This window comes from Streptomyces sp. NPDC026377 (assembly GCF_055567715.1).
The window spans coordinates 84,200-101,350 of record NZ_JBVHPV010000012.1; the positions used below are offsets into that span (position 1 = coordinate 84,200).

General features: G+C 72.9%; 18 protein-coding genes and 1 riboswitch. Of the genes, 5 read left to right on the forward strand and 13 right to left on the reverse strand.

Annotated features, from left to right (window positions below):
- Positions 1 to 14: 14 nt before the first annotated feature.
- The 7 genes from ACZ4MU_RS23945 to ACZ4MU_RS23975 form a co-directional block, all read right to left on the reverse strand.
- A complete protein-coding gene (locus tag ACZ4MU_RS23945) occupies positions 15 to 584 on the reverse strand; it encodes a GAF domain-containing protein (protein WP_467880029.1) in 570 nt (189 codons plus the stop codon).
- On the reverse strand, positions 581 to 1,195 hold the full coding sequence (locus ACZ4MU_RS23950; RefSeq protein WP_467880032.1) for a GTP-binding protein: 615 nt from the start codon (positions 1,193 to 1,195) through the stop codon (positions 581 to 583). Before ACZ4MU_RS23950 ends, ACZ4MU_RS23945 begins: the two co-directional genes overlap by 4 nt.
- Positions 1,173 to 1,544, reverse strand: a complete 372-nt coding sequence (locus ACZ4MU_RS23955; protein ID WP_467880035.1) for a DUF742 domain-containing protein — start codon at positions 1,542 to 1,544, stop codon at positions 1,173 to 1,175. Before ACZ4MU_RS23955 ends, ACZ4MU_RS23950 begins: the two co-directional genes overlap by 23 nt.
- Positions 1,545 to 1,546: 2 nt before the next feature.
- Positions 1,547 to 1,981 carry a roadblock/LC7 domain-containing protein gene (locus tag ACZ4MU_RS23960; RefSeq protein WP_067166122.1) on the reverse strand — a complete coding sequence of 145 codons (435 nt, stop codon included), beginning with the start codon at positions 1,979 to 1,981 and terminating at the stop codon, positions 1,547 to 1,549.
- A gap of 7 nt (positions 1,982 to 1,988) precedes the next feature.
- Complete coding sequence (locus tag ACZ4MU_RS23965; protein ID WP_467880038.1) at positions 1,989 to 3,863, reverse strand: sensor histidine kinase; 1,875 nt, start codon at positions 3,861 to 3,863, stop codon at positions 1,989 to 1,991.
- A gap of 266 nt (positions 3,864 to 4,129) precedes the next feature.
- Positions 4,130 to 5,323 (reverse strand): MBL fold metallo-hydrolase, encoded by a 1,194-nt coding sequence (locus ACZ4MU_RS23970; protein WP_467880041.1) that lies wholly within the window; start codon positions 5,321 to 5,323, stop codon positions 4,130 to 4,132.
- 96 nt (positions 5,324 to 5,419) lie between these two features.
- Complete coding sequence (locus ACZ4MU_RS23975; protein WP_467880044.1) at positions 5,420 to 5,860, reverse strand: TIGR03618 family F420-dependent PPOX class oxidoreductase; 441 nt, start codon at positions 5,858 to 5,860, stop codon at positions 5,420 to 5,422.
- Positions 5,861 to 6,008: 148 nt separating this feature from the next.
- On the opposite strand from ACZ4MU_RS23975, the gene ACZ4MU_RS23980 reads away from it, so the two are divergent.
- The 4 genes from ACZ4MU_RS23980 (at position 6,009) to ACZ4MU_RS23995 (ending at position 9,491) form a co-directional block, all read left to right on the forward strand.
- The gene (locus ACZ4MU_RS23980; protein WP_467880047.1) at positions 6,009 to 6,188 is read left to right on the forward strand and encodes a hypothetical protein; all 180 of its coding nucleotides are present in this window, start codon (positions 6,009 to 6,011) and stop codon (positions 6,186 to 6,188) included.
- Between the two features lie 272 nt (positions 6,189 to 6,460).
- The gene (locus ACZ4MU_RS23985) at positions 6,461 to 7,459 is read left to right on the forward strand and encodes a pentapeptide repeat-containing protein (protein ID WP_467880050.1); all 999 of its coding nucleotides are present in this window, start codon (positions 6,461 to 6,463) and stop codon (positions 7,457 to 7,459) included.
- Between the two features lie 127 nt (positions 7,460 to 7,586).
- Positions 7,587 to 8,384: a polysaccharide deacetylase family protein gene (locus ACZ4MU_RS23990; RefSeq protein WP_467880053.1), complete on the forward strand. Its 798-nt coding sequence runs from the start codon at positions 7,587 to 7,589 to the stop codon at positions 8,382 to 8,384.
- Between the two features lie 114 nt (positions 8,385 to 8,498).
- Entirely contained in the window at positions 8,499 to 9,491 is a 993-nt protein-coding gene (locus tag ACZ4MU_RS23995) for an NAD-dependent epimerase/dehydratase family protein (protein ID WP_467880056.1), read from the forward strand.
- 76 nt (positions 9,492 to 9,567) lie between these two features.
- Here ACZ4MU_RS23995 and ACZ4MU_RS24000 read toward each other — a convergent pair whose 3' ends face one another.
- Both ACZ4MU_RS24000 and ACZ4MU_RS24005 read right to left on the reverse strand, forming a co-directional pair.
- Positions 9,568 to 10,359, reverse strand: coding sequence for an SGNH/GDSL hydrolase family protein (locus ACZ4MU_RS24000; protein WP_467880058.1), 792 nt, complete (start codon positions 10,357 to 10,359; stop codon positions 9,568 to 9,570).
- Between the two features lie 171 nt (positions 10,360 to 10,530).
- The gene (locus ACZ4MU_RS24005) at positions 10,531 to 11,469 is read right to left on the reverse strand and encodes a LysM peptidoglycan-binding domain-containing M23 family metallopeptidase (protein WP_467880061.1); all 939 of its coding nucleotides are present in this window, start codon (positions 11,467 to 11,469) and stop codon (positions 10,531 to 10,533) included.
- A gap of 4 nt (positions 11,470 to 11,473) precedes the next feature.
- Positions 11,474 to 11,640: riboswitch (cyclic di-AMP (ydaO/yuaA leader) on the reverse strand.
- A gap of 548 nt (positions 11,641 to 12,188) precedes the next feature.
- Here ACZ4MU_RS24005 and ACZ4MU_RS24010 point away from each other — a divergent pair.
- Positions 12,189 to 13,007 (forward strand): tyrosine-protein phosphatase, encoded by an 819-nt coding sequence (locus ACZ4MU_RS24010; protein ID WP_467880064.1) that lies wholly within the window; start codon positions 12,189 to 12,191, stop codon positions 13,005 to 13,007.
- A 10-nt stretch (positions 13,008 to 13,017) separates the two neighbouring features.
- On the opposite strand, the gene ACZ4MU_RS24015 is transcribed toward ACZ4MU_RS24010, so the two are convergent.
- The 4 genes from ACZ4MU_RS24015 to dxs form a co-directional block, all read right to left on the reverse strand.
- Positions 13,018 to 13,161 carry a DUF6126 family protein gene (locus ACZ4MU_RS24015; protein ID WP_467880066.1) on the reverse strand — a complete coding sequence of 48 codons (144 nt, stop codon included), beginning with the start codon at positions 13,159 to 13,161 and terminating at the stop codon, positions 13,018 to 13,020.
- Positions 13,162 to 13,171: 10 nt separating this feature from the next.
- Complete coding sequence (locus tag ACZ4MU_RS24020) at positions 13,172 to 13,780, reverse strand: helix-turn-helix domain-containing protein (protein WP_467880069.1); 609 nt, start codon at positions 13,778 to 13,780, stop codon at positions 13,172 to 13,174.
- Positions 13,781 to 13,842: 62 nt separating this feature from the next.
- Entirely contained in the window at positions 13,843 to 15,240 is a 1,398-nt protein-coding gene (locus ACZ4MU_RS24025; RefSeq protein WP_467880072.1) for an aspartate aminotransferase family protein, read from the reverse strand.
- Positions 15,237 to 17,144, reverse strand: a complete 1,908-nt coding sequence (dxs, locus tag ACZ4MU_RS24030) for a 1-deoxy-D-xylulose-5-phosphate synthase (RefSeq protein WP_467880075.1) — start codon at positions 17,142 to 17,144, stop codon at positions 15,237 to 15,239. Before dxs ends, ACZ4MU_RS24025 begins: the two co-directional genes overlap by 4 nt.
- Between the last annotated feature and the right edge of the window lie 7 nt (positions 17,145 to 17,151).

The following is a 17,151-nucleotide window of genomic DNA, read 5'->3' on the forward strand; positions in this document are numbered from 1 at the left end:
GACGGGGGCGGCGGTCAGAAGCCGCCGTCCTCCCGGTGGTGGATCTGCTCGATCAGCTCGGCCGCCATCGACTTGATCGTCTCAAGACCGGCCCGGCCCCACGGCCGGGGCTCGGTGTCCACGACGCAGATCGTGCCGAGCGCGATACCGGTGCGGTCGATCAGCGGCGCGCCCAGATAGGAGCGGATGCCGATCTCGTCGACCACCGGGTTGCCCGCGAACCTCGGGTAGTCGCAGACGTCCTCCAGGACCAGGGCCTTGCGGCGCACCACGACGTGCGGGCAGTAGCCGTGGTCGCGGGCCATGAACCGGCTCACTCCGCCGGACGCGGCCACCGCGTTCAGATCGGTGCCCGCGTGGGCCCCCTCGGGGGTGTGCAGCCCGGCGAAGAACTGCTGGTGCTCGTCGATGAAGTTGACCATCGAATAGGGCGCCCCGGTGACCTCCGCGAGTTTGTGCGCGAACTCGTCGAAGGCCGGGTCGGCATGCTCCCCGATACCTAGCTGGCGCAGCCGCTGGACGCGGACGGGCGCCTCCCGGTCGACCGGGGTGAGCAGCAGATGGCCGGTGGGGTCGTACGTCATGTGTGGGCTCCATGGCTGGTGGCGGCCGGAAAGATGGACAGCAGGTGCTGGACCAGGGTGACCAGGGTCCCGATCCCGGAGCTGCCGATACGGGCGTCGCACAGCACGACGGGAACCTCCGGCTTGAGGTCTATGGCGGAGCGGACCTCGTCCGGGCTGTAGCGGTAGGCACCGTCGAACTCGTTGACCGCGACGAGGAAGCCGATCCCGCGCCGCTCGAAGAAGTCCACGGCGGAGAAGCAGTCCTCCAGGCGCCGGGTGTCGGCGAGGATCACCGCGCCGAGCGCGCCCTCGGAGAGCTCGTCCCACATGAACCAGAACCGCTCCTGCCCGGGCGTGCCGAACAGGTACAGCACATGCCGCTCGTCGAGCGTGATGCGCCCGAAGTCCATGGCGACCGTCGTGGTGGTCTTGGACTCCACCCCTTCGAGGCTGTCGTGCGCCACGCTGACCGTGGTGAGCAGCTCCTCGGTGGAGAGCGGTTCGATCTCGCTGACCGCGCCCACGAAGGTCGTCTTGCCGACCCCGAAGCCGCCGGCGACGAGGATCTTCAGCGCGGTGGGGAAGAGATCCACGGCGGGGCTGACGTCAGAGCCGTCGTCGTAGGCCATCGAGCACTGCCTCCAGCAGAGAACGGTCGGTCGGGGTGTGGTGGAAGCGGGGCGCGCGGGCCGTCACCGCTCCGCAGTCCACCAGGTCGGACAGCAGCACCTTGGTGACGACGGCGGGCAGCCGCAGATGGGCCGCGATCTCCGCCACCGAGGTGGGCCCCTCGCAGAGCCCGAGCGCCTGCGAGTGCTCGGGCCCCAGCGGCGTCTGGGGCGGCTGCCCGGTCGCCATCACCTGGGAGAGCAGGTCCAGCGTGGCGGTCGGCCGGGTGCGGCCGTTGCTGACGGTGTACGGCCGGATCAGCCGCCCGGCCGCGTCGTCGAGCCATGGGCCGTCCTGCGGGGCCGGCACGCTCAGCGCCTCGTGCCGCTCGGCGTACCGGCGCCTTGCCGGGCCGGCGTCACAAGGTAGGGCCGTACGCTTTTGACCAGCATCGCCATCTCGTATCCGAGCACCGCGGCGTCCGCCTCGCGCCCGGCGAGCACGGCGAGACAGGTGCCCGAGCCGGCCGTGGAGACGAAGAGCAGCGTGGAGTCGAGTTCCACCACCACCTGGCGGACCTCACCGCCGTCACCGAAACGCGCGCCCGCGCTGCGGCCCAGCGAGTAGAGCCCGGAGGCGAGGGCCGCCATGTGGTCGGCGCTGTCGACGTCGAGACCGTGCACGGACTTCACCAGCCCGTCGGAGGAGAGCAGGACCGCGTTGCGTGTGTAGGGCACCCGCTGGACCAGTCCGCTGAGCAGCCAGTCGAGGTCCGAGACGTGTCCGGTCGGCGCATCGCTCGCCATGGTGCATCTACTCCTTGGAGTGTTCGGCGTCAGTTTCTGCCGGGTGCTGTAACGACTGGGCGGGGTGGGGCGGGTGCGGCTGCGGTACGGCGGTGAGGTCGTGCGGGGCGGGCTGCGACTCGGCGAGGCCGATGCCCCGCTGGAACGCCGCCATCAGCCCCGGGTCGTGCACCGCGTGCTCCTCCTCCTTGCGGGCGGCCGGAGCGTCGCGCAGCTGCGGGACGAGGTGCTCCTGGCTGCGCCGCCGAGGCAGGTCCGGGCGGCCCGCGCCGCGCACCGTACCGTTCGCCGGGGGTATGGGAGGCGCCGCGGTCTCACCCGTGCCCCGGTGGGCGCCGGGGACGGCGGCGGCCGGGTTGGGCCGCTCCTCGTGGGCGGCGCGCACCGGAAGCGGTCCGCTGCCCCGGGTCGACACGGTCTCGCCGTGCTGCGGGCGGGGCGGCAGCAGCGGGTCGCCGTGCTCGGGCGCGCGGGGCGCGGGCGCGGTCATGGGGGCCGCGACCGGGGCGGGCGGGGGGGTGCGCGGGGGGACCGCGGGGGGCTGGGACGGGGCCGGGAGGGGGGTGCGGGCGGGCTCGGGCAGCGGCTGCCGCTCGTTCGTCTGCCCCTCCTTGGGGGCCTCGGAGTCGGCGCCGAGCAGGCCGCGCGGAAGCACCAGTACGGCCTGGACGCCGCCGTAGATGTTGGTCTGGAGTCGGACCGCGATGCCGTGCCTGCGGGCCAGCGCCGAGACCACGAACAGGCCGATCCGGCCGTCCTGGAGGAGGTGGGCGACATTCACCTGATCGGGGTCGGAGAGCAGCGCGTTCATCTTGTTCTGCTCGGTGACCGGCATGCCCAGCCCCCGGTCCTCGACCTCGACGGCGAGCCCGGCGGTCACCAGCTGGGCACGGAGCAGCACCTGGGTGTGCGGGGCGGAGAACACGGTGGCGTTCTCGACGAGTTCGGCGAGCAGGTGGATGACGTCGGCGACCGCGTGGCCGCGCAGGGTGCCGTCGATCGGCGGCACCAGCTTGACCCGGGGGTACTGCTCGACCTCGGCGATCGAGGAGCGCAGCACCTCGGTCATGGTCACCGGGTGGGACCACTGGCGGCGGGCGATGGCGCCGCCGAGGACGGCGAGGTTCTCCGCGTGCCGGCGGATGCGGGTGGCGAGGTGGTCGACGTGGAAGAGGCCCTTGAGCAGCTCGGGGTCCTCGACCTCGTTCTCCAGCTCGTCCAGGAGCTGGATCTCGCGGTGCACCAGGGACTGGAGGCGGCGGGCGAGGTTGACGAAGACCTCGACCTTCTGTTCGTTGCCGACGCTGCTGGAGAGCTGGGACGCCTGCACCACGGCGGCGACGGCCGCCTCGTGGGAGCGGGTCAGCTCGTGCGCGAGGAGGGCGAAATCGTCCGCGTCCGGCGGCAGTTGGGCGGGCGCGCGGCGGGCGGGCGGGCCCTCGCCGCGGCGCAGTCCGTCGACCACCGTACGCAGGTCGGCGGCCGAGCGGGCACTGCTCCGGCGCAGTCCGTTGGCGCGTGCGAGCACGGTCCTGGCGGCCCGGTCGGCGCCCACGGCGGCGGCCGCCACGGCCGCGAGGGCGAGCAGCGCCATGCCCGCGAGCGCGGCCCAGAGCGTCCGCGAGGGGTGGGCGTGGGTGGAGTGGAGGGTGGCGACGACGGCGGCCGCGCCGCAGAGCACGGCGGCCACGGCGGGCAGCACCGCGCTGCGCAGCAGCTGGGGCCGTATCCGGCTCTCGGTGGACGGGCGCTGCCCGCTCGGCGGACGTCCCGCCGGGGCGCCCGCGGGTGCGGCCGGGGGGGTCGCCCGGTGTGCCGTACGTCCGTGCCGCCCGCCCTCGCGGCGGTCGGACCGCGCGGCGGGTGCGCGAAGATGAGACATCTGCGTCCTCGGTACGTGGGGTCCCAGAGATCGTGGTCCCGGGCCCCCGCTCGTTCCATGAGGGCCCGCGTTGATCGTCGGCCACTCACAGTAGGGGCCAACCCCTCACCCTCGGCGCGCAGTTGGAAAAGTCCCCCCTTACGTGTCCCGCTCTGGTATGACGCCTCGTACGGCAGCACGAAATACCGGGCCCGCGCCCGGCGAAGACCGGGGGCACGGGCCCGTGGCGTGTCCTGCGGACCGGGCGCGATCCGAAGGGATCCGCCCTAGGAGACGACGGGCGCCGCCTCCTGCTCCCCCGCCTTGGCGGGCCTGCGGGTGTGGGTGGGCCAGCCGTCCGCCGGGGGCGGTGCGACCGGGCGCCACCAGGGGGCGGACGGCACGGTCCGCGAGGCGGGCTCGAAGGGCTCGCCCGGGATCGGCAGCGCGATCGTGGCGTCCGCCGCCGCGGCGGCGGCCATCGTGCCCTCGCCCGGCTCGGACCACGGGTGCGGGGCGAGGTTGAAGGTGCCCCAGTGGATGGGGAGCATCACGCCGTGCGGGCGGCCCCCCTGGAGGTCGAGGTGGGCGCGCATGCCTTCGGCCGGTGTCATGTGGATGTCCGGCCAGAACTCGCTGTAGGCGCCGATCTGGATCATCGTGGCGTCGAACGGGCCGTGCTCGGCGCCGATGTCGCGGAAACCGTCGAAGTACCCGGTGTCACCGCTGTGGTAGATCCGGTGCTCGGGGCCCGCGACGGCCCAGGACGCCCAGAGCGTGTGCTGCGGGTTGCGCAGGCCGCGGCCGCAGAAGTGGCGCGCGGGGGTGGCGGTGAGGGTGAGGCCGTTGACCTTCGTCGACTCGTTCCAGTCGAGCTCGTGGAGGCGGTCGGCGGGGACCCCCCAGTGCTCCAGGTGGGCGCCGACCCCGAGCGGGACCGCGAAGACCGTCCCCGTACCCGCCAGGGCGCGGATGGTCGGCAGGTCCAGGTGGTCGTAGTGGTCGTGCGAGATGACCACCACGTCGACCGGGCCGAGCGAGGCCAGCGGGACGGGCACCGGGTGCAGCCGCTTGGGTCCGGCGAAGGAGAAGGGGGAGCAGCGCTCGCCCCACACCGGGTCGAAGAGCACCCGGCGGCCGTCGATCTCGGCGAGGACGCTGGAGTGCCCCATCCAGGTGAGCCGCAGGCCCGTGACGGGCGGCTTGGCGAGGTCGGCGAGCGTCGTCGCGTGCACCGGGACGTTGCCCGTCGGGGCGCGCAGGGCCCGCTGCTCCTTCTGGAAGTAGATCTTGGCGAACTCCACCATCGAGCCCGAGGGGCGGGTGCGCGCGCCCTCGGGGTTCTGGAAGACCCCGTCCGCGAAGTTCGGCGAGCGGCGGATCCGCTCCAGGCGGTCCCCCGCCGGGTCGGCCCCGAACGCGGCGGTGCGCAGCTCGCGCAGCCGGGAGCGGAGTGGGAGCAGAGAACCAGCGCCGGTCACGGCACCTCCTGGGGCTCGGGGTCATTCCATTATGTGCGGCGGGTACGACAACGCGGGAGCCGCGCCGTGACGCGGCGGTGGCCCGTGGGGGACGGCTCAGGCGCGCGGCTGTCCGTAGACGCGCTCGACCCGCAGCCGGAGCACGACACGCCGGTCGCGGACCATGGCCCGCCGGTACTCCTCCCAGTCCGGGTGCTCGCCCTGGACGTCCCGGTAGAGCCGGACCAGTTCCTCGACGGTCGCGTCGTAGGGATCGGCGGCCACCGGGGAGAGGTCCGCCAGCGCCTCGGCCACGGTCCAGGCCCAGCGGTCGGCGCTGGTGACGTGGTAACCGGCGCGCGGGTCGCGGCGCAGGTTCCGGGTCTTGGCGCGGTCGTCGGTGAGGGAGACCTTGATCACGCCCTCGTCCGGGTAGTACGCGTGGTTCACGTTGGACATCTGGGGCCGGCCGTCGCGCTTGAGGGTGGCGAGAACGCCGCCCTTCTCCTGCGCGACCAGCCTGAGCAGGGCTTCCTCGTGTGCGTCGAATGCCGTCATGGCCAGGGAAACAGCGCGCGGGCGGCTCCGGATTCCCGGCCGCGCGCCCGCGTGGTGAAGGTCGTGTGGGGAGCGGCCGATGACTGTGTGATGGACCTGGCATGACTGTGCGGAGCGGATGGGCGGACCGGGGCCCTAGTCTGGACACATGTCCACTTCCTCCGACCGGCCTGGTTCCGTACTTCCCGACGCGGAAGCCGCCAACGCGGCGATCCGCGACCTCGTCGAGAGCGCGGACCCCGAGGGCGGCTGGCCATCGGAGGAGTACGAACGGCTGCTTACGGTGTGGGCGCAGGCCACGACGGCCGATCTCGACGAGGCCGCGTAGCGCCGGTCCTGCCGACTGGCCGGGGCGGCCCCCGGCCGCGGCCCGGCGGTCTTGGCCGCCGTCCCCGCCCGTCCGGTGACGTCGCGGTGCTTGGTGTTCCGTTTCGGTCCGCGCGACCTTGCGTCGTTTCGTCCGCGGACCTTGCGGCGTTTCGGTCCGCATGACCTTGCGGCGGTAAGCTCGGCCTCCCTTCGCGCCCGCCCCGGGCCCGCGTCCCGCCCGCCGCCCGGTGCCCCCGGCGGCCGCCAGCACACCGCAGGAGAGCGTCCGCCGTGTCCGAGACATCCGAGAACCGCGTACGGGAGCGGGCAGCCGTGACGCCCGGGCCGGCGGACGACCGCTCCGGGCTGCGGGCCGACTGCGCGAACTGCTTCGGCCTGTGCTGTGTGGCACTGGCGTTCTCGCGTTCCACGGACTTCGCCGTCGACAAGGCCGCCGGGGATCCCTGCGCCAACCTCCAGCAGGACTTCCGCTGCGGCATCCACGACAAGCTGCGCCCCCAGGGCTTCCAGGGGTGCACGGTGTACGACTGTTTCGGCGCGGGCCAGAAGATCTCCCAGATCACGTTGGCCGGCCGGAACTGGCGCGATTCGCCGGACGGATCGCGGCAGATGTTCGCGGCCCTCCCGGTGATGCGCCAGCTGCACGAGCTGCTCTGGTACCTCGCCGAGGCGGGGAGCCGCCCGGCCGCGCGTCCGGTCCACCGGCGGGTGGCGGCGGAGCGCGAGCGGATCGAGCGACTGACCCTCAGTGATGTGGACACGCTCCTGGAGCTGGACGTCGCGGCCCTCCGTGGCGAGGTGAACACCCTGCTGCTGCGCACCAGCGAACTCGTGCGCGCCGAGGTCGGGGGCAGGAAGAAGGACCGCAGGGGCGCCGATCTGTTCGGGGCCAGGCTGCGGGGCGCCGATCTGCGCGGCGCGGACCTGCGCGGGGCGTACCTCATCGCGGCCGATCTCAGCGGGGCCGATCTGCGGCTCGCCGATGTGATCGGCGCGGACTTCCGGGACACCGACCTCTCCGGGGCGGACCTGACGGACTGCCTCTTCCTCACCCAGACGCAGGTCAACGCGGCGCGGGGCGACGACGCCACCGTCCTGCCGAGCGGGCTCGACCGCCCCTCGCACTGGCGCGCGGGGACGACGGGTCCGGCGGCGCGGTCCAGCGGCGAGACGGCCCCGGCCACCTCTGCCCGCCGGGGCGGCCCGTCCCGAAAGCCCGGCGGCGCCCGTCGCGGGGGCCCCGGCCCCGCCGGGTCGCGCCGCAGGTAGTCGGCCCGGCCCCGGCCACCCCCGCCACACGCTTTCGCCCCACACCCCACCCCACTATGCATTACGTGTATACACCTCGCTTATAGTCCTCTTCATGTTCTGGTCCAGGCCGAAGGGGAGTCGCCTCATGCGCAGCAGCAATTCCGGAGTCCGCCGTGCCCGGGGGCGGGCCGCGGCCGCACTGGTGACGGTGGCCGCGCTCGGGCTGACGCTGACCGGCTGCTCCGACGGCGCCGTCTCGCCGCGCTCGGCCCGCGACAAGGCGTTCGACAGCAAGGCGGCGGCCGGCGCCGACGCGGGGACCGCCGCCGGGGTCGACTGCCGCAAGGCCAAGTGCATAGCCCTGACCTTCGACGCCGGGCCGGGCGCGAAGACGCCCCGACTGCTCGACACGCTCAAGGAGAAGAAGGTGCCCGCCACCTTCTTCCTGCTCGGCGCCAACCACGTCGAGAAGTACCCCGACACCGTGCGCCGCATCGCCGCCGAGGGGCACGAGGTCGCCAACCACACCTGGTCGCACGAGCGCCTGGACAAGCTCAAGCCCGCCGCGATACGCGCCGAGCTCAACCGCACCCAGGAGGCGGTGGCCGCGCTGACCGGCCGCAAGCCCGTCCTGATGCGACCGCCCCAGGGCCGCACCAACAAGGAGGTCACCAAGGTCAGCAAGGAGCTCGGGCTCTCGCAGATCCTGTGGAGCGCGACCGCGAAGGACTACTCCACCAACGACTCGGCCCTGATCACCGAGCGGATCCTCGACCAGGCCGACCGCGACGGCATCATCCTGCTGCACGACATCTACGACGGGACCGTGCCCGCCGTGCCCGGGATCATCGACGCGCTGAAGGCGCGCGGGTTCACCTTCGTGACCGTGCCCCAGCTCCTCGCCCCCGCCGCCCCCGAGCCGGGCCGGCTCTACCGCCCCTGACCCGCCGGGCCCCCGCTCTGCCGCCGCCCGCACGGGCGCCGGGACGGGGGCCGCGATTCCGCCCTGGGCATGGACCTGTTCTCAAGGGCCCTCCCGGCGGGCAGAGTTGCGGCCATGAAGCTGTTGATACTGGGTGGTACGGAGTTCGTGGGACGCGCGGTGGCCGAGGCCGCCGTGGCGCGCGGGCACGAGGTGACGGTCTTCCACCGGGGCCGCCATGAGCCGTCGGCGGGCGTGCGGGCGCTGCTCGGCGACCGGACGGCCGAGGACGGTCTGGCGGCGCTCGCCGGCGGGCGCTGGGACGTGGTGGTGGACACCTGGTCCGGGGCGCCCTGCGCGGTGCGTGACGCCGCGCGGCTGCTCGCGCGAGGACGCGTCGCCCGGTACGTGTACGTGTCGAGCCGTTCCGTCTACGAGCACCCGGTCCCGGCCGGGGCGGACGAGAGCGCGCCGCTGGTCGACGGCTCGCCGGACGCCGAGGGCGAGGTGGCCTACGCGCAGGCCAAGCGCGGCGGCGAGCTGGCCGCCGTCCGGGAGTTCGGGCCCGACCGCTCGCTCCTGGTGCGCGCCGGGCTGATCCTCGGCCCGTACGAGAACATCGGCCGGCTGCCCTGGTGGCTGGGGCGCATGGCGCGCGGCGGTGAGGTGCTCGCGCCGGGGCCGCGCGATCTTCCGGTGCGATTCATCGACGTCCGGGACCTGGCGGAGTGGATCGTCAGCGCCGCCGACTTCGGGCTCTGCGGGCCCTACAACTTGGCCTGCCCGCCGGACCACACCACCATGGGCGCGCTGCTCGACGCGTGTGCGCGGGTCACCGGCGGCGGTGCGGAGCTGCGCTGGACGGACCCGGAGCCGATCCTGGCCGCCGGGGTGGAGCCGTGGAACCATCTGCCGGTGTGGATTCCGCCGGGTGAGCTGCACGACACGATGCACGGCTCGAACGTGTGGAAGGCCGTGCTCGCGGGGCTGAGCTGCCGCCCCGTCGAGGAGACGGTCGCCGACACCTGGGCGTGGCTCGGGTCGCTCGGCGGCGAGGCGCCGCAGCGGCCGGACCGCCCCCGGGTCGGACTGGACCCGGAGACGGAGCGGAAGCTGCTGCACGGCTGAGCCGTGGGCGCCGCACTCGGGGCGTTCCGCCAGTGACGCCCCCGGCCCCCGGAGGGGCAGCGGGGCTGATGACCCGTCAGAGAGGCAGCAGGTCGGGACGCTTGGGCTCCACATGGTCGCCCGAGCTCTCGCCCCGCAGCCGTCGTCCGATCCACGGCGCCAGGTGCTCGCGCGCCCACTGGATGTCGTCGCGCCGCACCTCCAGGGTGCCGCGCGGCGGCTGCGGGGGCCACGGCTGGTCCGGGTCGGCCGGCACCGCGAGCCCGAGCACCTGGGCGGCTCGCAGCGCGACCCGGGTGTGACCCTCGGGCGACAGGTGCAGCCGGTCGCCGTCCCACGCCCGCCTGTCCTGCACGGACCTCAGCGACCACAGGTCGAGCACCGGGCACCCGTAGCGGTCCGCGATGGAGCGCACATGCGCGGTGTAGGTCGCCACCTTGCCGCGCAGATGCTTGAAGACCGGCACCCCGCGCGTGTCGAACCCGGTGGTCACCATCACCGTCGGGATCGTGCTCTTCAGGTCCGCGACGGCGCGCTCGAAGCGCTCGGCCACGTCGTCCGGGTCGCTGCCCGGCCGGATGATGTCGTTGCCCCCCGCGCAGAAGGTCACGAGGTCGGGCGCGAGCTCCTTGGCCCGCGGCACCTGCTCCTCGACGATCTGGTCGAGGAGCCTGCCGCGGACCGCGAGATTGGCGTAGCGAAAGGCCCCCTCCGGTCGCTGGTCTGCCAGTAGCACGGCGAACCTGTCCGCCCAGCCGACGAACGCCCCGTCCGGGCCGGGGTCGCCGACGCCTTCCGTGAAGCTGTCGCCGATCGCCGTGTACGACCCGAACGTACCGCTGTTGAATGATCTCGAATCGTCTGCCACGGGACCATATCTTTCCCTTACCGGTGTGACCTACGCGACCGTAAGGGGGGGTTGACGGTAGGTGATATAGACCACCCGGTCAGTTTCCCTCAGCGGGAATACGCCGAATACCTCCGGCCCGCCGGACAGAATCCGGTCCGACCGGGCCCGGCCCGGGCCCCGGTCGGGCCGTCAGAGGCTCGCGCCCCGCTGCCTGAGGTAGGCGATCGGGTCGACGTCCGAGCCGTAGTCGGGCGTGGTGCGGATCTCGAAGTGCAGATGCGGGCCGGTGACGTTGCCGGTGGCGCCGGAGAGTCCGAGCTGCCGGCCCGCGGTCACGCTCTGCCCGGCCGAGACGGAGAGCTGCGAGAGGTGGGCGTACTGGGAGTACATGCCGTCGGCGTGCCGGATCACGACCTGGTTGCCGTAGGCGCCGCCCCAGCCGGCCGAGACGACCGTGCCCGCGCCGACGGCCCTGACCGTGGTGCCGGTCTCGGCCGCGAAGTCGACGCCCGTGTGGTAGCCGCTGGACCACATGGACCCGGCCATGCGGTACGGGGTGCCGATGCTCACGCTGTCGAGCGGCGCGCGGAAGCCGGTGGAGGAGCCCTGGTCCGCGCTGGTGGAGGTGTTCGTGGCGGGGGCGGGCGAGGACGGCGCCTGGGTGCGCGGCGCGGGGGTGCGGGGCGCGGGGGAAGACGTCTTCTCGCCGGACGCGTGCGTGCTCGCCGTGCCGGAGCCGTGCGGCGCGCCGGTCTTGGCCTTGGCGCCCAGAACCAGCTTCATGCCCGGGCGGATCAGCGACGGGTCGGAGCCGACGACCTCGCGGTTGTCCCGGTAGAGCCGCTGCCAGCTGCCGAGCCGGTGCTCCTCGGCGATCCGCGAGAGGCAGTCGCCGCTCTTGACCTTGTACGTGGTGGGGGCGGCCTGGGGCGCGGCGGCTGCGGCGGTCGCGGTGGTGCGGGCGGCCTGCTGGGGCGCGGTGGCGGGGGCGGCGGTCTGCACCGCGGCGTGCGCGCCGGTGGCGCCGAGCAGGGGGATGGCGAGTGCGGCGCCACCCGTACCGGCGGCGACCATGCCCCGGGATATCGGGCTGGACTTGGGACGGCGGTGCTTACCCTTCGCGGGCATGGCGGATTCCTCTCCGGCGCCTGCGAGGTGAGCTGTCGGGTTCGGGCTGGAGCTGCCCGGCCGGGCACCGCGTCACGGTGCTCCGGCTTCACCCCGAGCCGTGCCGGAATTCCGGACGGCGCTTACCTGGGTCCCCCGCTCCTGCCACACGTGGATGGGTGCGGATTCCGAGCGGTGGCAGGATTCGGCGGTCCACTCGGATTGCGGTGACCGTAAGCGAGCCGTGCGGGCCACGACAAGTGCCGATTCCCTTTCGGCATTCCCGGCCGGGAATGCACGCGGGAATTGCGGTCACCCTGCGTGGACCGTCATTCCCAACAGGCTTGGCCGGACGGGGTAATTCCTCCGGCACCGCCACCACGGAACGTCACGGATATGACGCTGCTCACGGGTAACCCGCCCTTCCCGAGCGGGAGATGGACAGGAGCCACCAAATCGCCCAATAAGGACGAAAGTTCCGCATCCCTTCCTCCGCCTTCACCCCGTTCGCCCCTCTCCCTCGCCATCGCCCCGATCTGCCCGGTTTACTCGCATCCATAGGCATATACGCACCGGCGCGAGCAGTGGCACCGGCAGCGGGGCGGGACATCGCGCAGGGCAATGGATGCGAAGGGGTCGCATTCCGGTCAAGCGGTCGAGATGATTGCCCCGGGAACCCATGTCGTATCGTCGGGACCGAGGCGGCGTGATCTTTCTTTCGACCCCCATCAGGAGCCAACGTGACCCAGCAGACTCCGCAGATCCCTTCGACCGAGCCCGAGCTGTCCGGCGTCCGCAACTTCCGTGACGTGGGGGGACTGCCGACCGTGGACGGCCGGCGGCTGCGGTACGGACGGCTCTTCCGCAGCGGCCACCTCGCCCACGCGACCGCGCAGGACGCGGCCTTCCTCGCCACGCTCGGCCTGCACACCATCTTCGACTTCCGCAACGCGGCGGACCAGAAGCTGGAGGGCCCGGACGTGGAGCTGCCCGGGGTGCGCAACGTGAACATACCGCTGACGGACCCGGCGGACGGGGCGGAGTTCTGGAAGATGGTCCGCGACGGCGACCTCACCCAGCTGCGGTCGGTGCTCTCCGACGGGCGGGGCGCCGACCGGATGGCGCACTCGTACCGCACGATCATCCGGCAGCGCACGGCCGAGCACAGCCGGGTGCTGCACGCGCTCGCCGAGGACAGCGTCCCGGCCCTGATGCACTGTGCGGCGGGCAAGGACCGCGCGGGTCTGTCCATCGCGGTGGCGCTGCTCGCGGTCGGGGTCGAGCGCGACGCCATCGAGGCCGACTACCTCAAGTCCAACGACCCGCACCGCCGTTACAGGATGCACCGCAGCGACAGCTCCCCCGCCGGGCTGAGCACCGAGGTCGTGGAGCTGCTCAACCCGCTCTTCGACGCCCGCGCCGACTATCTCCACGCCGCCTTCGACACGATCGAGGAGACCTGGGGCACCACCGAGCGCTACCTCTCCGACGGCCTCGGGCTCTCCCCCGAGACCCGTGAGCGGCTGCGCGAGCGGCTGGTCGAGGACGCCGCGCGGTGAACGCGCCGGCTCATTTGCCGACCGTGAACAGCAGGTAGAGGAAGGCCGCGAAGATGTGGCCCGCGACCAAGTAGGCGAACAGCCGGACCACGAGACCCCGGGGGAACTTCGTCTCCCGGGTGTCGACGCCGGACCGTCCCTGGTTCTGCGACATGTCGTACCTCTCAGCCGTGCGGATGGTGCGGATGCGGGTCGGGGCTCTGGAGCAGGGTGTGGACGAACAGGAACGCGGCCCCGCCACGTGAGACGGCGGAGATCCGGTGCGGGGTGAGCGAGTCGAAGTGCGCGCTGTCGCCCGGGTCCAGCTCGTGCGTGGCGTCGCCCAGGGTGAGCCGCAGCCGCCCGGACAGGACGTGCAGCCACTCCTCGCCCGGGTGGACGCGGACCAGCTCGCGCTGGGTGCCGTACGGGACCTCGACGCGCAGGGCCTGCATGGCGCGGCCGGGGTGCCCGGCCCGGTGGTAGGTCCAGCCGTCGGCCTCGGCGGGCCCGGCCCGGCCACCCCGGATGACGGGCTCGCGCTCGGGCGGCATCTCGCCCAGCAGCTCCGAGACCGTCGTACCGTAGGTGCGGGCGAGCGCGAGCAGCATCGGCAGCGAGGGCTGGCGGGCGCCCGTCTCCAGACGGGAGAGGTGCGCCGGTGAGAGACCGGCCCGCGGGGCGGCGGCCTCCAGGGTGAGACCCCGGCGCCGGCGCAGGTCGCGCAGGCGCGGGGCGACACCGGGGAGCGCGGGGTCCGACGGCTCCCCGGCGCCCGCGGAGGGAGTGCTCATGCACCCCATTCAGTCAGCGGCTTGCCTCTGGGGCAACTTTTTTGCCCCAGAGGCAAAAACCCTTATCGGTTGGCGACCGCCTGCTTGACGAGGGTGCGCCCGAAGTCCCACATCAGGCCGCCTCCGCCGTGCGCGTCGTCCATCACGGCCGTGAACGCCTCCACGAAGCGGTCCACCTCGCGCTCGCCGATGGTCAGCGGCGGGATCAGCTTGATCACCTCCAGGTGGTCCCCGGAGACCTGGGTGAGGATGCGGTGCTTCTGAAGCAGCGGCACCACGACCATCTGGGCGAACAGGCCCTTGCGGGCGGCCTGGAGCATGGTCCAGCGCCCGCGCAGCCGGATCGAGGAGGGCTTGCCGAACTCGATGCCGACCATCAGCCCGCGCCCGCGCACGTCGTGCAGCAGCTCGTAGCGGCCGACCAGCGCGGCCAGTCTGGACTTCAGGAGTTCGCCGGTGGCGCGCGCGTTGGCGACGACCTCCTCGTCCTCCATCACCGCGAGCACCGCGAGGCCCGCCGCCATCGCCTGGGCGTTGGAGCCGAAGCTCGCGGAGTGGACCAGGACCCGGTCCATCGACGAGTAGACCTTCTTGAAGATCCAGTCCTTGCCGAGCGTCGCCCCGACGGGCACATATCCGCCGGAGAGCGCCTTGGCGACACAGACCAGGTCCGGCTCGACGCCCTGCTCGTGCTGGTACGCGTAGAAGTCGCCGGTCCTGCCGAGACCGGTCTGCACCTCGTCCGCGATCAGCAGCGCCTTGTGCCGGTGCAGCAGCTCCTGGGCGGCGAGCAGATAGCCGGGGGGCGCCTCGTGGACGCCCTTGCCCTGGATGGGCTCGACGATCAGCGCGGCCACGTCCCCGCGCTTCAGCTCCCTCTCCAGAGCGGCGAGATCACCGAGGGGGACGGCCGTGTCGGGCAGCAGCGGGGCGAAGCCGTCGCGGAAGCCGGACTCGCCGTTGACCGAGAGGGAGCCGGTGGTCAGCCCGTGGAAGGCGTGGGAGCAGTACAGGACCCTGGGCCTGCCGGTGGCGTACCGGGCGAACTTCAGGGCGGTCTCCACCGCCTCCGTACCGCTGTTGCCGAAGAAGACCCGGTCCAGGTGCGGGCTGTGGGTGAGCAGCCTCTCGGCGAGCAGGCCGGGCAGCGGCTGGCAGTCGAAGCGGGTGAGGTCGGCGAGCGAGGCGTCGAGGACGTCATGGAGCGCCTTGCGCACCACGGGGTGGTGGCGGCCCAGGCCCATCACCCCGAACCCGGCGAGCATGTCCAGGTAGTCCCGGCCTTCCGCGTCCCAGAAGTACGCGCCCTCGGCCCGCTCGTAGACCTTGTCGAAGCCGATGGTGTGCAGCATGCGCGGCAGCTGGTGGTTGAGGTACCTGGCGTGCAGCTCGTAGCGCTCGCCGCCGCGTTCGGCGAGGAGCCGGGCCAGGTCGAAGCCCTTGGGTTCGCCGTCGGTCATCCGTCGTGTCCCTTCTCGGCCGCAGCGGCGGCGTCCTGGCGCGCCGCGAGGGCGGCGCTGATGCGTCCCGCGATCTCCACCGGGGTGAGCCCGATGTCGGCGAGGACCTCGGCGCGCTTGGCGTGCGCGAGGAACTGGTCGGGGATGCCGAAGGCGCGCAGCGGAGTGTCCACCCCGGCGTCCCGCAGCGCCTGCGCGACGGCCCAGCCGACGCCCCCGGTACGGCAGTTGTCCTCCACGACCGCGACCAGCGCGTGCCGCTCGGCCAGCGGCGCCAGGTGCTCGTCGACGGGCTTGACCCAGCGGGGGTCCACCACCGTGCACCGGATGCCGCGCCCGGCGAGCAGATCGGCGGCCTGGAGGCAGACGGGCGCGAGCACCCCGACCGCCACCAGCAGCACGTCGGCGTCCTCGTCCCGGCGCAGCACGTCCATCGAGCCGATCCGCTCGAGGGCCGCGATGTCCGGGCCGACCGACTCCTTGGGGAAGCGCAGCACGGTCGGGGCGTCGTCCACATCGACCGCCTCGCGCAGCTGGGCCCGCAGCTGGGCCGCGTCGCGCGGGGCGGCGATGCGCAGCCCGGGCACCACCTGGAGGACGGAGAGGTCCCACATGCCGTTGTGCGAGGCGCCGTCGACGCCGGTGATCCCGGCCCGGTCGAGGACGAACGTCACGCCGCACTTGTGCAGCGCCACGTCCATCAGGACTTGGTCGAAGGCCCTGTTGAGGAAGGTGGCGTAGACGGCGACGACCGGGTGCAGGCCACCGGTGGCGAGCCCGGCGGCGGAGGCGGCGGCGTGCTGCTCGGCGATCCCGACGTCCCAGACCCGGTCGGGGAAGCGCGCGGCGAACTCGGTGAGCCCGGTGGGGTGGAGCATCGCGGCGGTGATCGCCACAATGTCCTCGCGCTCCTCCCCGAGCGCGGCCAGCTCCGTGCCGAACACCGAGGTCCAGGAGGGGCCGCCGGCGGGGGTGAGCGGGACGCAGGTCAGCGGGTCCATGGCGCCGACGGCGTGGAAGCGGTCGGCCTCGTCGTCGAGGGCGGGCTGGTAGCCGCGGCCCTTCTCGGTGAGGCAGTGCACCAGGACGGGTCCGTGGAAGCGCCCGGCGCGCCGCAGCGCCGACTCGACGGCCTCGATGTCGTGCCCGTCGATGGGTCCCACGTACTTCAGCCCCAGGTCCTCGAACATCCCCTGCGGCGCGAACGCGTCCTTGAACCCCTTCTTGGCGCCGTGCAGCGACTCGTACAGCGGCCGTCCGACCACCGGCGTCTGCTGGAGCACCTGTTTGCCCCAGGCCAGGAAGCGCTCGTAGCCGTCGGTGGTGCGCAAGGTGGCCAGGTGGGTGGCGAGGCCGCCGATGGTCGGCGCGTAGGAGCGCTCGTTGTCGTTGACGACGATGATCAGCGGCCGGTCGCGGGCGGCGGCGATGTTGTTCAGCGCCTCCCAGGCCATGCCGCCGGTCAGGGCGCCGTCGCCGATGACCGCGACGACGTGGTCGTCCCTCCCGAGGACCTCGTTGGCCTTCGCCAGGCCGTCGGCCCAGCCCAGCACGGTGGAGGCGTGGCTGTTCTCGATGACGTCGTGCTCGGACTCGGCGCGCGAGGGGTAACCCGAGAGGCCGCCCTTGGAGCGCAGCTTCGAGAAGTCCTGCCGCCCGGTGAGCAGCTTGTGTACGTAGCTCTGGTGCCCGGTGTCCCACAGGACGCGGTCGACGGGTGAGTCGAAGACGCGGTGGAGGGCGATGGAGAGCTCCACCACCCCCAGGTTGGGCCCGAGATGGCCTCCGGTGCGCGCCACCGCCTGGATCAGGAACTCCCTGATCTCCTGCGCCAGCGCGGCGAGTTCGGCGCCGTCCAGCGCCTTCAGGTCGTGCGGCCCCCGAACATTCTCCAAGATCGTCACGCTGGAG

Bases quoted from the DNA above. Each gene is read 5' to 3' on its own strand.
- ACZ4MU_RS23945 (WP_467880029.1), bottom strand. From the start codon at position 584: ATGACGTACGACCCCACCGGCCATCTGCTGCTCACCCCGGTCGACCGG.
- ACZ4MU_RS23950 (WP_467880032.1), bottom strand. From the start codon at position 1,195: ATGGCCTACGACGACGGCTCTGACGTCAGCCCCGCCGTGGATCTCTTC.
- ACZ4MU_RS23960 (WP_067166122.1), bottom strand. From the start codon at position 1,981: ATGGCGAGCGATGCGCCGACCGGACACGTCTCGGACCTCGACTGGCTG.
- ACZ4MU_RS23965 (WP_467880038.1), bottom strand. From the start codon at position 3,863: ATGTCTCATCTTCGCGCACCCGCCGCGCGGTCCGACCGCCGCGAGGGC.
- ACZ4MU_RS23975 (WP_467880044.1), bottom strand. From the start codon at position 5,860: ATGACGGCATTCGACGCACACGAGGAAGCCCTGCTCAGGCTGGTCGCG.
- ACZ4MU_RS23980 (WP_467880047.1), top strand. From the start codon at position 6,009: ATGTCCACTTCCTCCGACCGGCCTGGTTCCGTACTTCCCGACGCGGAA.
- ACZ4MU_RS23990 (WP_467880053.1), top strand. From the start codon at position 7,587: ATGCGCAGCAGCAATTCCGGAGTCCGCCGTGCCCGGGGGCGGGCCGCG.
- ACZ4MU_RS23995 (WP_467880056.1), top strand. From the start codon at position 8,499: ATGAAGCTGTTGATACTGGGTGGTACGGAGTTCGTGGGACGCGCGGTG.
- ACZ4MU_RS24005 (WP_467880061.1), bottom strand. From the start codon at position 11,469: ATGCCCGCGAAGGGTAAGCACCGCCGTCCCAAGTCCAGCCCGATATCC.
- ACZ4MU_RS24015 (WP_467880066.1), bottom strand. From the start codon at position 13,161: ATGTCGCAGAACCAGGGACGGTCCGGCGTCGACACCCGGGAGACGAAG.
- ACZ4MU_RS24020 (WP_467880069.1), bottom strand. From the start codon at position 13,780: ATGAGCACTCCCTCCGCGGGCGCCGGGGAGCCGTCGGACCCCGCGCTC.
- ACZ4MU_RS24025 (WP_467880072.1), bottom strand. From the start codon at position 15,240: ATGACCGACGGCGAACCCAAGGGCTTCGACCTGGCCCGGCTCCTCGCC.